This is a genomic window from Deinococcus radiophilus (assembly GCF_020889625.1).
In the GTDB taxonomy this organism is placed as follows: domain Bacteria; phylum Deinococcota; class Deinococci; order Deinococcales; family Deinococcaceae; genus Deinococcus; species Deinococcus radiophilus.
In genome coordinates this window covers 178,567-191,723 of the sequence record NZ_CP086382.1, presented here as the reverse complement: position 1 = coordinate 191,723, position 13,157 = coordinate 178,567, and the positions used below count along the sequence as shown (strand labels likewise).

The window sequence follows — 13,157 nt, the reverse complement described above, 5'->3', positions numbered from 1 at the left end:
TGCGCTGCACCTTGCCCCCCGAGGATGTGACCGTTTTGCTGGACGAGGCGGCCCCCCGCCTGGTCAGCCTGGAAGAAAAAGAGCGCCTGATCAGTCAGGGGGTGTCCTACGGCGAGCTGCTGAGTGCCGAGGAGGTCCCGTCGGACCTGCAGCGCCGGACCTTCGCGGAGTCACTGGAGCGCTGCGGCCCACGCGTGGCGGCACTGTTGGCGGACCTGGCCGCCGAGCTGTGGCAGCACTACGGTGAACGGGCCGTGCTGGTGTCGCTGGCCCGCGGCGGCACCCCGGTGGGCTGCTCGCTGCGGCGTCTGGCCCGGCGCTGGGGTACCGACTGGCCGCACTACACGGTTTCGATCATCCGGGGCGTGGGCCTAGACAGCGCCGCGCTGAGCCAGATCCGGCAGGCCCATCCAGGCCAGCCGCTGGTCTTTGTGGACGGCTGGACTGGCAAAGGCAGCATTTTCAGCACCCTCAGCCGCAGTCTTCCGCCCGGTTGCCCGCCTACCCTGGCCGTGCTGAGCGACCCAGCCGGTGTGGCAGCGCACGCGGCCACCTTCGACGATCTGCTGTTGCCGCACGCGGCCCTGAACGCCACCGTGTGCGGACTGCTCAGCCGTACGTTCCTGCCCCCGGACGGGGGCGAGGGCCGTCACGCGGTCCGCATTGAGGAGGCGCTGCGTCCCTTTGACCAGACCGGCGAGTATCTGGCTGCACTGGACTCGCTCTGGGAGCCTTTTGCCCAGGCTCCCGCTGCGGCCTCTCGGTCGGCCAGCCCACGTCCAGTGCGCCCGTTTGGGGCCGTCTGGGAACTGGCCCAGGCGCGTGGCGTGACCGATCCCCACCGGGTCAAGCCCAGCGTGGGTGAGGCCACCCGGGTGTTTTTGCGGCGTCGCCCAGCGGGGCTCTGGGTGCGGGACCGACAGGACGCCGATGTGGCACACCTGCTGGTCATGGCGGACGAGGCAGGCGTGGACGTGACCGAAGTGCCGCAGCTGCCCTACCGCGCCGCCGCCCTGATCGGCGCCGGGGAGGGCGAATGAACGTGCCTGATCTGCGCCCAGTGCCTCAGCCCTGGCATCTGGGAGCCAGCATGTATACCCCCGCCACCCATCCGGACCTGTACGCTGTGGGTACCGGGCGCTATCCGGGGCTGACCAGCGTCATCTTCTGTACCGAGGATGCGGTGCGCGCTGAGGATGTCCCGGCAGCGCTGCGCCAACTGGAAGTGGTGCTGCCGCGTCTGGCTGGTCAGCCGGGGCCGCTGCGGTTCGTGCGGGTGCGCTCACCCCAGGTGCTGGCGGCGCTGCTCACCTTCGACCTGAGTGCCCTGGACGGCCTGGTCCTGCCCAAGATTCACGCCGGAAACCTGCCGGAGTACATGGAAGTCCTGCACCGCTCCCCTTATGCCCGGCTTGGTGTGATGCCCACCCTGGAAACTCCAGAGACCTTCAGTGCCCGCGAGATGATCCGGCTGCGCGACCTGCTGCTCTCGGAGGGCTGGGCCGAGCAGACCGTGACCCTGCGGATCGGCGGCAACGACCTGATGAGTGCACTGGGGGTCCGGCGGCGGCCGGGGCAGACCCTCTATGAGGGACCACTGGCCACCACCATCGGTCAGCTGGTGGGGACCTTCCGCCCATATGGCCTTTCGCTGTCCAGTCCTGTGTACGAGGTGTTCAGTGACCTGGAGACACTGGCCCGCGAGATTCAGCAGGGCCTGGATTACGGCCTGACGGGCAAGACCATCGTCCATCCGACGCAGCTGCGGACCGTGCTGGACGGGTTTCAGGTGGGCCGCAGCGATTATGCCGAGGCCCAGGCCATCTTGCGGGAGGACGCCCCGGCGGTGTTTCAGCTGAACGGGCGGATGTGCGAACCGACCACCCACCGTCACTGGGCTGAGCAGGTTCTGCTGCGCGCTGAGCTGTACGGTGTCATGCCCCAGTTTCACAGTACCGAGAGAGCAGGCACCGAGACCGGCTGAACGGGGCAGGCCGGACGCCGGGCCTCTATCCTGGGTGGACCGCTGCACGTTCCAGACATTCCAGGAGGTGACCGCATGAATGAAGATCAGAAGCAGGTGTACCGCATGGTACAGGGCAGCCGTGAGCGGGTGTTCCGCTGGTTGGAATCATTGCCACCGGGCGTGCTGACGCAGCAGCACCCGGATTTCGCCTATGGAAGTCTGCGCAACATTCACGCCCATGTGGCCGACTGCTACTGCAACTGGCTGAGCCGCGGTGGCGTGGCCCTGGCTGCCAGGACCGCCTCCGCGGCCGAAGAGCTGCCTGACGTCACTGCCCTGCGTTCTGCCTTTGCAGAGGTGGACCGCCTGATGGAGCAGGCTTTCGGGGAATTCACCGACCTGGACACCCCGCTGGAGATCATGTGGCGCTGCCAACCCCTGAAGGTCACCTGCCGCTGGCTGCTGATGCATCCGCTCACGCACGAGTTCCACCACAAGGGTCAGATGCTGGCGCTGGGCCGCGTGCTGGGCCATCCGTACCCGCCGGGGCCAGACACGGATCTGCTGCTTCCGTTCGAGACGCCCTGAATTCCCTGGCAACCTATGGCATGAGCAGAAAAGAGAGGTTGCGCAGATTCCACAGGTTCTGGGCATTCTGGCGGCCAACCCCACCGCGCAGCTGGCGCTGGGAACCCCCAACACTGCAGAGAGCCTGCTCAAATTCATCTGGCTGGGCATGACCCACATCTGGGCTGGACCATCTGCCGCTTCTGTGCACCCTGCTGCTGACCTCGGTGCTGGTGTGCTGGTCTACCGCCAGGGCCGCTGCTAGTCGGTGGGCACTTTCCGTGAAGTCCTGCTCAGCTGATGAAAAGTTGTTGCTATTGAGCGTGGGAAAGCGTCAAGGCCTTTTTTTCCGATGCCTAGCAATTGTGCCGAGCATCCCATTGATACAGAACTGCGGTGATGCAGAGATGTATTCTATAGCGTGCTGGAAGCATGACTGCGTAGCTGCGCTTTTTTCCCGCCTGAGGAGATACCATGGAAGTCACGATCGTCAATGACCACCGTTTTCATATGGATGCACAGGGCCGGATTTGGACCAGCACCAATCACGATTATTCCTTCTGGCAGCGCTATCTGGTGGCGTTTGGGAAGGTAAATGTCACTGCTCGCTGTGATCAAGTCGGGCAGCCTCAACCTGGATGGTTACGTGCAGATGGCCCTGGCGTGAGTTTTACGCCTCTGGTGAAATACATCGGGCCACAGCAGTTTTTGCAGAAGCTACCTGCACTGTTTATACAGGTGTTGGGAAATGTGCGCCGCAGTCGAATGCTGGTGTTCCGCTCTACCAGCATCCTGCTGTTCGCTTACTACGCTGCGTTGCAGTTGTCTCCGCGTCCTTACGCCATGGAACTTATCGGTGACCCTGACGATCTCTTTCAGCGAGGACAGGTCGGAGGCCGCTTGGGGAAAGTATTTGGTCCAGCTCTGGTCTGGGTCATGCGCCAGCTGGCCTGGAATTCACGCGGGAACTTATATGTCACTCGGCATTTTTTGCAACAGAAGTACCCACACCGCTTTAAACGTGAATTCGGTATCTCCGATGTGATGCTGGACACCGGTGCGTTCAGTGAACACCGGTCCTTTCATCAAGGGACACTGTCCTGCATTATGGTGGGCAACTTGGCTCAGCCCTATAAAGGTGTAGATGTCGCGATCCACGCTGTGCACAAAGTCAGCCGCCACCGTCCTATTCGCCTTACGATCATTGGTGACGGTCAGCTCAGGGCAGGTTACGAGCAATTGGCCCGCGACTTGGGGATTGCCGAGCAGGTACATTTTTTGGGAAGCGTTCCTTCAGGCCAGGGGGTCCGTCACCACATGCAGCAGGCAGATTTGTTTCTGATGACTTCGCGCGCCGAAGGGCTCCCGCGTGCCATGCTGGAAGCCATGGCGGTAGGCCTCCCGGTGATATCGACTGCGGTGGGTGGGATTCCCGAACTGATAGACGACCGTTACCTGACAGATATGGACGACGCAGACCAGTTGGCTGCCCAGCTGCTGCTTGTGACTCCTGAAGAGTTGCAGGCCATGTCCCAGCAGAATTACAAAAAAGCGCTGGAATATGGTGACGCTCTGCTTGACCGCCAGCGTCTGACCTACTTCACCTTTTTGCGCACAGAAGCGCAGGCGGCCGGGTAAGACCACCCGGCCACCTGCCGTGGGATGAGATCCAGATCAGCAGATCACTGCACTTCGTACCACTGTGCACCCAGCGGAGCCAGTTTGCCCTGTACCTGTGCGCCACTGGCCTGCAGTGTGGTCGTGCGTCCAGCAAATAGAGGACGTAGGCCCCTGGCCTTGGCGGGAAGCTGAATCTTCACATTCTGTGCCGCTTGCGCTTCCAGACTGACGACCTGCAGGTAACGCCGTCCTCCATAAGACCACAGGTGGGCCAGGGCCCGGCCGCCGGCTGATACGACTGGCAGCGCTTGGCGTTGTCCGTTGGTCAGGAAAGGGGCCAAGACCTTCACTTCGGAGGCCAGTGTCTTAAGTTCTGCGTGGAGTTGGGAATGCTGACTCAAGTCGTTGGTGTAATCAAGGTAGGTGTAGTACAAGATGCCCTTGACTCCAGCTGCCAGCGCCTGATTGGTCATGCTGTTCAGCTCAACAGGGGTAGGGTAACGTCCATTTGGCCAGCGGAAGCTTTGCAGGTTGGCGATCGGCATGGTGCCTTTGGCCTTTGACTGCTCTACAAGCTTGCTCATGACGGGGAAGACGACATCCAGCCCGTCACCTCCATCCACTGGGTAACTCTGGTTTCCAATGGCATCTACGCGGCCAAAGTAGTCTCTGTACGCATAACTGTTGTAAAAAGGGATGGCCATACTGGTATAGGTCAGATGGTTGGGATCAAGTCGCTTGATCTGCTCCCCGCGGCTCTGGAGTTCTGAGGGCGTCACCAAGTTGTGACAGTCGTCGGAAACCAGCCAGCCCAACAAGGCCGGATGGCTTTTCAGTGCCACGATCGCCTGGTCACTATGGTCTTCGGCCACCAGCCGCACACCACGCTTCTGGGCCGTATCCAGAAGCTGCCGGAAGCTCTCCACGTCGGTATCGGCGCCTAGCATTGAAGCGTGAACGGTATTGAATCCCAGGTCCGCAATCGCCTGAAGGTCACGCAGACGCCGCGCACTGTCACCCGCCCAAGAAACGTGGTAAAAGCCCATCGGGAAATTGGCCTGCCCGTTCACCAGCAAGGTGCCGTCGGTGCGGACTTGGGTCACGCTGCCACCTTGCTTGGCAGGACGGCCTGGCTGGAGTGCTTGTGCATTTGCGGTGGGAACAGCGTCAGCAGCAGGGTCGGTGGGCAGAACAGCATTCGAGCATCCGGAAGCCAGCATGCTCAACATGCAGGCCATAACAGCAAATTTTTTCATTAAGCTTCCTTCGGTAACCCGGCCAGCTTCAGTCGTCAAGCAGAAGCTCCGTTGGCTTTGCGTCCTCTCTTCGCAGAGAGTTTGCCTTTATCGAGAAGTAAAAATGTTTGGCGGTCTGAATCGGACAGGGGGAGTCCCCACATCCTGATTCATGACCTAGAGTAAAAGTTTTCTTATGACATAACTCATACAGGGGTCGTTAGTCGCTAAAGACTGTCTGGAGCGCTGTTTTCGACTCTATTCAGCGCACTTGAACCACTGTAACTTCCAGGGGGCGCAGTGTCCCACTTACCTGCGGTCCTGTACGGTGCAGGGCTGAAGTGCTGTCACCTACCATGTCCCAGATTTGCGGCGCTTCCGGTAAGGTCACGTTGACGGTTTGTTTCTGCTGACGGCTGGTGTTGAGTGCGACCAGGTAGCCCTGCATTTCACCGTTGTGGCCCTCGCCACTGAGGTAGGCGGCCAGCGGTCCTCCGGGATCCTCCTGCAAGATGGTGAATTTGCCGTTCAGCAGGAGAGGTGAGAGCAGGGCCACTTCCTGGGCAATGTCACGCAGGGCACGCCAGAGAACGGGTTCAGAGATCAGGTCGACCTCCTGGGAACGGTAGGCGTAGTAGACGATGCCTTTGACCCCGGCCATCAGGGCCTGGTACGTCATGTTGCGCACCTCTGCTGGATTCGGTGGGTCCTGGCGGTTGGTCCAGGCGAAGCTTTGCAGCGTGGCAATCGGGACCCTGCCGTTGACCTGAGCGCTTGTCACGGTGCTGCGCATGACCTGGTAGGTCACGGCGATGTTGTCCATGCCTACGGGATAACTCTGATTACCGATCAAGTCCGCCGTACCGAAATAGTCGGTTTCTGGCCGATCATTGGCCACCACCAGGCTCAAGTAGGTGAGCTTGTCCGGATAGCTGGCCTTGAACTCGGCGTTCTTCTCTGAGACCTGCTGCGGCGTCAGTTGATCGTTCGCGTCGTCGGCTACCTTGAATCCCAGCAAGGCGGGATGCTGTTTGATGCGCTCACGCATGTCGGAAGCCATACCAAATGGGATGACGAATACCCCTTCTTCACGCGCAAAGTCCAGGGTCGAACCGAAACTGGAACTGTCGTCGTCATTGATCAGGTCCGTGATCATCAGGTTGAAACCAGCGTGTGACAGCTGTCCTAGAGCACGCAAGCGGTCTTCTGGCGTGCCTTGGCGTGCCCAGGAGATGTGGTAAAATCCCAGCGGAAAAAAAGGCTGGTCGTTGATGAGCAGGGTGCCGTCTGGTCGTCTCTGCGCGTGGGTGGCTTCAGCCGTGTGAAGGCGGCCATCTGGGGCCAGCAACTGCGGGCCAAGATGGGGGAAATGTAGAGCAGGTACCAATTGGCAACTGGTCAAGGTGAAGGCGGTGAAGATCAGCCCCCAGCGAGCCAGGTTGGAACGACAGCGGGGCCTGTTCATTCCCTGAATATAAAAAGGTCAAATGAGGTATGACCGAGTCCCTTCTCATGCTCACTGCTGGCTGCTACCGATTGCCTATAGTAGTTTGCGATCTGATTGCCATTGGGTTATCTCTGACCGGAGCCAAGGAAGGGCGTTGATGAAAATTACTTTTGTAGTTACTGTGCCCGACAGCTTGGCCTTTTTTAGTGAACACCTGCGGCATTGGAAGGGCCGACAAGCTGACCAGGGGGACCACGCAGAAGTGCTGACCTCGCCCGGTCCAGCAGAATTCTTGCAGTTGGCTCTGAAGCACGGCATACCTGTCCGTCAGGTACCGATGGAACGTGAGATTCGGCCCCTGCGGGATCTGTATTCTCTGTGGCAGCTGTGCGCCGAGTTGCGGCGTGACCGGCCCGATCTGATTCATATTGGCACTCCCAAAGCGGCGCTGTTGGCTGGGATGGCCGCAGTGCTGACCCGGGTGCCGGGGCGCATTTACACCATGCATGGTCTGCGGGCTGAGACCACCCAGGGCCCCAAACGGGCACTGTTGTTGCTGGCCGAGCGGGTGGCGGTCGCCTGTGCCCATGAGGTGGTGCTGCCCAGCCACAGCCTGCATGCTTATGTCCGCAGTCTGGGGCTGCTTCCCCCTCACAAGGGCCGGGTTCTGGGCAGCGGCAGCTTCAGTGGAATCCGGTCCCATGAGGTGTCATTGCCGACCGCCGAGCGGCTGCGGCGTGACCTTGGTCTTCATTCGCAGGGTCCGGTCATCGGGTTCGTAGGCCGACTTGTCCGTGACAAGGGCGTGGCCGAACTGTGCCGTGCCTTCGCTGAGGTGCAGCGGCACTACCCCGCAGCTCAGCTGCTGCTGCTGGGGCAGTTTGAGGAGGGTGATCCCCTCGATGAAGCCACCCGGCAGTTTATTCAGCAGCAGCCGGGGGTGATCTGGGGAGGCTATGTGTTCAATGTCCGTGACCATTACCCCCTGATGGATGTCTTCGCGCTTCCCACCTACCGTGAAGGATTTCCAACTGTCTCCCTGGAAGCAGCGGCCAGTGGCTTGGCGGTGATTTCCACCACAGCGACTGGAGCCCGTGACGCAGTCCAGCCCGGTGAGACTGGTTGGCAGGTTCCGCCCGGCGATGTGCCGGCCCTGACCCTTGCCCTCTTGGAAGCCCTGGATGACCCGGTGGAACGTAGACGGCGTGGGAGCAACGCTCAGGCCTGGGTGCAGAGTGAATTCAGTCCGGAAACGGTGATGCGTCACTGGGACGAGCTGTATGAGGAGGTGTTGGCACGTGCGCAGGCAAGGCGGAGGGTGAGAGGGAAAGTGGGTTGGACTGCCGCTGCACTGGGCAGTCTGGCACTCACGGCTCTGACGGTCCGTACCCAGTTCTCATGCCCGCGTCAATGAGCTCAGCGGGTTGTTTCGGTCCAGAGGGAGTTTGTTTTGAGTGCTGATAAGCCTCTGAGCCTTAAAGGCGGCATGATCTGGACCGTTATTGGTCAGGGCATTTATTCTGCGTCACAGTGGGCGGCAGTGATTCTGCTGGCACAGGTGGGTGGGCAAGTCGATGTCGGGTTGTATGCCCTGGGTCTGGCGCTGACGGCTCCGCTGTTTTTGTTTTTGGGATTGCAACTTCGTTCAGTGCAGGCCACCGATATTCAGGGTGATTTCAGCTTCAGCAATTATTTTTCACTGCGCCTGCCACTGATGGGTGCTGGCCTGCTGATCACGGCCGGGCTGGCCTTTTTGTATCCTCATGCCAGTGGCGCAGTCTGGTGGTTGGGGGTTGCCAAGGCCCTTGAGGGCATCAGTGAAGTGATGTACGGCCTGATGCAGCGTCAGCATAGGCTGGACTGGACCGCGCAGTCCACCCTGCTGCGGGGCGTGCTGGGGCTCGGACTGCTGGCTGCTGCTTATCTGCTGACCCAGAATCTCACCCTGGCCGCACTGGGCTTGGCTGTGGCTGCGCTCCTGACCCTGGTGCTGTTCGACTGGCCGCGTGCCCGCCGTTTAGAGCCGGCACGCTGGTGGCAACCTGGCCCTCAGCCGGCACTGATCCGTTTGACGTTGCCACTGGGAATGGTGATAGCGCTGGTGTCACTGAGTACCAACTTGCCACGCCTGGTCACCGAGTACGTTCTGGGCAGCGCCGCACTGGGAATCTATGCCACGCTGAGTTATGTCGGTGTGATTGGTAGCGTCCTGATTGTGGCACTGGGGACGTCCCTGACCACTCGCCTCTCACAGCTGTATGCCCACAATGATCGCCGTTCCTTTCTCAAGCTGTCGGGGCTGCTCTTCGCTGGCGCAGGAGGGATCGGTCTCCTGCTGGTCTTGACGAGTGGGCTGGCCGGCGAGCCACTGATTCACCTGCTGTATGGCGCGGAATTTGCCGCCGAGCCAGGGCTCTTTTTCTGGCTTTGCGTGGCCGCAGCGGTCGGCTACCTCGCTTCGGCACTGGGATTCGCCATGACCGCAGCTCGCCAGTTCAGTGAACAGTTGCCGCTGTTTGTAGCCGTGACCGCCGTTCTGATCTTGGCCTGCGCCTGGTTTATTCCGCACCGTGGCCTGCTGGGGGTGGCCTGGGCCACGCTGCTGGGCGCGGTCACGCAATTGGTCGGCAGTGCGTTTATCCTGCGCCGCGCTCTGCGCGCTCCTCCTGTACGGGCTGCCAAGTCAGATGGCCGATCCTGAGCCGTTTATACTGAACTGGTATGCGCCGCAGATGGTGGGTTGGGCTCCTGACCGTGCTTGTTGTGATTGCTGGCAGCCTGGCTGCGCAGCACCGCAGTGTCCAGCAAGCGGGAGCCGAGGTTCATCAAGAGCTGGACGGTGATGGTTTCCCGCCCTTCCCAGGCGTGCTGGACGATCCGATCTTCGCAGACCTGTCTCCGCCTGCCCCGAATCAGCCCACTTCGCTGGGAAGATATGTTCCTCCTCCCTCCGGGTCTGGTGCGGAGCAATCTGCGTCAGTAGACCCGGAGGGAAATGGCGCAGTGCCCAATGCGCCTGCGACTGCCGGGCGAACCCTGGCTCCTACGGTCTTTCTGGAGCGGATCCAGACAGACGCCAAGATCCGCATCCTGCTTATCGGTAATGATGAGCTTCAGCTGGGCGAGGGCCGCGCAGATGTTCTTGTCGTTCTCACGTTTGATCCGGTGGCGCAGATGTTGACATTTCTCAGCGTGCCACGCGACACCCGTACCCTCATTCCAGACTACGGAGTGAACAAGATCAATGCTGCTTATGCGTTTGGAGGGGCCACCCGGCAGACCTTGGCGGTCGAACGGTTCTTGGGTTTACCCATGGATAAATTTGTCGAAATCAGTATGACTGGTTTTGAGAGAAGCATTGATCTGGTCGGGGGAGTGACGGTGAATCCCCCGTTCGCTTTTGAACTGGACGGCCAGATGTTTCAACCCGGAGAGATCCGGCTGAACGGCACACAGGCACTGGCTTACATTCGAATGCGCAAAGAGGACCCGCACGGTGACCTTGGTCGCAACAGCCGGCAACAGGAGGTGCTTCGCAGCCTGATCGCAGAACTCAGCCAGCGTTCGCCTGATGAACTCAATCAGTTGCTCCAGCAGCTGCAGCAGGAAGTCAGAACCAACTTCTCTCCGTCAGAGGTTCTGGAACTGCGGGTACAGCACGCCTATGCCGTGGACCATCAGACGGTGCTTGAAGTGGCTGGTACCCATCAGAAGATAGATGGCCTGTGGTACTACGTGGTCAGTGATCAGGAGCGTCAGCGCCTTCATCTGTCCCTGCGCTAAAGATTGCCGCTGAGATGGATCCACTATTCTGGCTCCCAGTGATGCACTTTCCTTCATCTCAGGAGCAGACGGGGCCAGTACGGGTGTTGCATGTCACCGGTAATCTGGACCGTGGCGGGGTAGAGAGTTGGTTGGTCAACTTATTTCGGCGGATTCCACGTCAGGAGACCGAAATGAACGTCTTCCTGGCCGCCTCCCCGCCCGTGACAGGAGAGCACGAGCCTGAGATTCGGCGGCTGGGAGCTCACGTTGTTCACCCGCCTGCAACGTCGCACCTCCCAGCTTTTTTGTGGGCTTACTGGCGCGAACTGCGCCGCCTCCAATATGACGTGGTCCACGTTCACGTTCACCACTTCAGCGGCGTGATTGTCCTCTTGGCCCGGTTGGCCGGCGTGCCGGTGCGGGTGGTGACCAGTCACAGCAATACGCTCCAGGTGGATCGGACAGTTAGGCCCACCCGGCGTCTGTATCTGTTCTTCATGGCACTGGCCCTCAATCTGGGCGTGACCCACCGCACCGCGGTCAGTCAGTCGGCGGCCCAGTCCCTTTTCGGTCGCCACTGGCGCTCGGCACAGATCATTGATTTGGGTGTTGACTTGGACGCTTTTGCGCAGCCACGGCAGACGCAGATCATACGCCGTTCCCTGGGCCTGGAAGAAGGCATTCCTGTCCTGGGGTGCGTGGCCCAGATGAGGCCCGAGAAGAACCTCCCCTTCTTGCTGGAGATTTTGCAGGAATTTCACCGCCAGCATGGCGCGGCTTATCTGTTGCTGGTGGGGGATGGACCACAGCGCCAGGTGATTGAGCAGGAGGTGAGCCGCCTCAAGCTGCAACACTGGGTCTGCCTGACCGGCTCGCGCCCAGATGTTCCGGAAATGCTGTGGGCCATGGATGTCTTCTTGCTGGCCTCCGAGTTTGAGGGACTGAGTCTGTCGCTGATTGAGGCGCAGATGGCTGGACTCCCTGGCGTGGTTTCAGACACCGTTCCTATTCTTTCTGGTGATGAGCGTTTTCCGCTGGTTGACGTTTGGAAACTGCCCCTGTCAGCGTCGGCACGGGCCTGGGCCGACGCGTCAGCCCAGGCGCTGGCCCGAGGACGCCACCCCGCTCCACAGTTTGCTTTTGACATTGGGCAGACTTCGCGGCAGCTGGCCGAATTTTACCGGCGTGTTACGGCGCAGGCACGCTCATGACTCTAAGCTGGTCGGGCAAGCATCAGCCGCCACTGGGCCAGCATTCGTTTGCCCGCAGAGCAGAGCGGCTGGTGGGATTCCTTCTGACGGTGTATATCGCGGTTCAGGGCTTTGGCCTTCCAGTGCTGGGGTTTGGCCCCTGGCCCCTGTGGCAGACCCTGGCGGATCTCAGCTTCTGGGCGGCCTTGATCACGGCCGTCCTTTATTCGGCGCCGGTACGCCAGGACTTGCAGCTTCTTTGGAAAGGGATCCTGCTGATCTTTGGACTCTCGGCGCTGTCCTTGGTGCTTCTTTTCATCATGCAAGATGGTCACTTGGACGTCGCCCTCCCATTCGGGATCTTTCAAGTTTACAAACTCTTTCAGTTAACCGCGATGTTCTGGATTGTTTCACGGCTGTCTCTCAGCGCTGGATTACTCCGTACCTGGGGCCGAGTGGCCACCGCTGGCTTTCTATTTACCGCTGCTACCGTCACTTGGACTTATTTTTCGCCGTTCTTGCCAAAGCTGCTGGGCCAGATTCTTCCCGGCAGCGGTGTACCTGGGCTCTGGGATTTTTACTATCAATCGTATGACCCGGGGCTGGGCACGCTGAGTTATAACCACGGCTTCGTCGCTTCCATGCTCCTGCTGCAAGGAGCGTTCGCCATGTTGATGCGCGCCGACCGCAGCAACTCATGGCTGCTTTTGCTGGTGGTGTTGACCTGTTTTCTCAGCGGCGCCCGCGCCGGTTTGGTTGGCGCAGTCGTCTTCGTCCTCCTTGAAGGTATCCGTACGCCGCTTCGTTCCACGCTGATGATACTCCTGGTCGGTCTTGGAGGCGTTTTCGCGCTGCCCTATTTGCAGACGGATTTGGATAAGATCATCGCCCGTCAGTCCACCATTCTGGAAGCGGGCAATACCGAGAACCTCGCTGGCCGGGCTGAAATCTGGCAATCCTACCTGCGCAGCTTGCTGGATGAACCAGTCCGGCTGCTACTGGGCAGCGGTATGGGGTCTGGCATCGGCAATCATGGAGTCAATGCCCACATGATGGTGCTGCAGGTACTTTATGACACGGGTTTGGCGGGTCTGAGTGTCATGGTGCTGTTTTTTGGTGTCCTCATGTCACAGCTGCACAGGTTGCGTCAGCGGCGGGCCAGCATGGCACTGAACCTCCTGATCAGTCTCTGGATTACTACGGTTGCCACAGAAACACTCTTTCCAAATCCCGCCTTTGGCAGTTTTCTGCCTATGTTGACACTGGTCATGATTGTGGCTCTGACACCGCTGGCGACGGGGCATCCTCAGCCTCCGTTCAGGAAAGAAGATTGAGCGTCCGTGCCACGTGGATGTTTTTTGAGGCTT

The 13,157-nt window shown here is 60.2% G+C and carries 11 protein-coding genes and 1 riboswitch; of the genes, 9 read left to right on the top strand and 2 right to left on the bottom strand.

Annotated features, from left to right (window positions below; translation table 11 throughout):
• The first annotated feature begins 11 nt into the window (after positions 1 to 11).
• The 4 genes from LMT64_RS13100 to LMT64_RS13085 all read left to right on the top strand — a co-directional run bounded on the left by LMT64_RS13100 (position 12) and on the right by LMT64_RS13085 (position 4,171).
• Entirely contained in the window at positions 12 to 1,040 is a 1,029-nt protein-coding gene (locus tag LMT64_RS13100; protein ID WP_229253541.1) for a cysteine protease StiP domain-containing protein, read from the top strand.
• Positions 1,037 to 1,984, top strand: a complete 948-nt coding sequence (locus LMT64_RS13095) for an HpcH/HpaI aldolase/citrate lyase family protein (protein WP_229253540.1) — start codon at positions 1,037 to 1,039, stop codon at positions 1,982 to 1,984. The genes LMT64_RS13100 and LMT64_RS13095 overlap by 4 nt, the downstream gene beginning before the upstream one ends.
• A gap of 75 nt (positions 1,985 to 2,059) precedes the next feature.
• Complete coding sequence (locus LMT64_RS13090) at positions 2,060 to 2,554, top strand: DinB family protein (protein WP_126352154.1); 495 nt, start codon at positions 2,060 to 2,062, stop codon at positions 2,552 to 2,554.
• A 453-nt stretch (positions 2,555 to 3,007) separates the two neighbouring features.
• Complete coding sequence (locus tag LMT64_RS13085) at positions 3,008 to 4,171, top strand: glycosyltransferase (protein WP_126352155.1); 1,164 nt, start codon at positions 3,008 to 3,010, stop codon at positions 4,169 to 4,171.
• A 44-nt stretch (positions 4,172 to 4,215) separates the two neighbouring features.
• Here LMT64_RS13085 and LMT64_RS13080 read toward each other — a convergent pair whose 3' ends face one another.
• The gene (locus LMT64_RS13080; RefSeq protein ID WP_229253539.1) at positions 4,216 to 5,256 is read right to left on the bottom strand and encodes a hypothetical protein; all 1,041 of its coding nucleotides are present in this window, start codon (positions 5,254 to 5,256) and stop codon (positions 4,216 to 4,218) included.
• Between the two features lie 162 nt (positions 5,257 to 5,418).
• Positions 5,419 to 5,505: riboswitch (cyclic di-GMP riboswitch) on the bottom strand.
• Between the two features lie 145 nt (positions 5,506 to 5,650).
• Entirely contained in the window at positions 5,651 to 6,853 is a 1,203-nt protein-coding gene (locus tag LMT64_RS13075) for a hypothetical protein (protein ID WP_126352157.1), read from the bottom strand.
• A 139-nt stretch (positions 6,854 to 6,992) separates the two neighbouring features.
• Between LMT64_RS13075 and LMT64_RS13070 the strand changes: the two genes are divergently transcribed.
• From LMT64_RS13070 to LMT64_RS13050, 5 genes are all read left to right on the top strand, one after another.
• The gene (locus LMT64_RS13070) at positions 6,993 to 8,249 is read left to right on the top strand and encodes a glycosyltransferase (protein WP_170165981.1); all 1,257 of its coding nucleotides are present in this window, start codon (positions 6,993 to 6,995) and stop codon (positions 8,247 to 8,249) included.
• A 72-nt stretch (positions 8,250 to 8,321) separates the two neighbouring features.
• Entirely contained in the window at positions 8,322 to 9,536 is a 1,215-nt protein-coding gene (locus LMT64_RS13065; protein ID WP_229253538.1) for a lipopolysaccharide biosynthesis protein, read from the top strand.
• Positions 9,537 to 9,556: 20 nt separating this feature from the next.
• On the top strand, positions 9,557 to 10,618 hold the full coding sequence (locus LMT64_RS13060) for an LCP family glycopolymer transferase (protein ID WP_126352160.1): 1,062 nt from the start codon (positions 9,557 to 9,559) through the stop codon (positions 10,616 to 10,618).
• A 41-nt stretch (positions 10,619 to 10,659) separates the two neighbouring features.
• Positions 10,660 to 11,811 carry a glycosyltransferase gene (locus LMT64_RS13055; RefSeq protein WP_126352161.1) on the top strand — a complete coding sequence of 384 codons (1,152 nt, stop codon included), beginning with the start codon at positions 10,660 to 10,662 and terminating at the stop codon, positions 11,809 to 11,811.
• A 71-nt stretch (positions 11,812 to 11,882) separates the two neighbouring features.
• Positions 11,883 to 13,124 (top strand): O-antigen ligase family protein, encoded by a 1,242-nt coding sequence (locus LMT64_RS13050; protein ID WP_229253537.1) that lies wholly within the window; start codon positions 11,883 to 11,885, stop codon positions 13,122 to 13,124.
• The last annotated feature ends 33 nt before the right edge of the window (positions 13,125 to 13,157 follow it).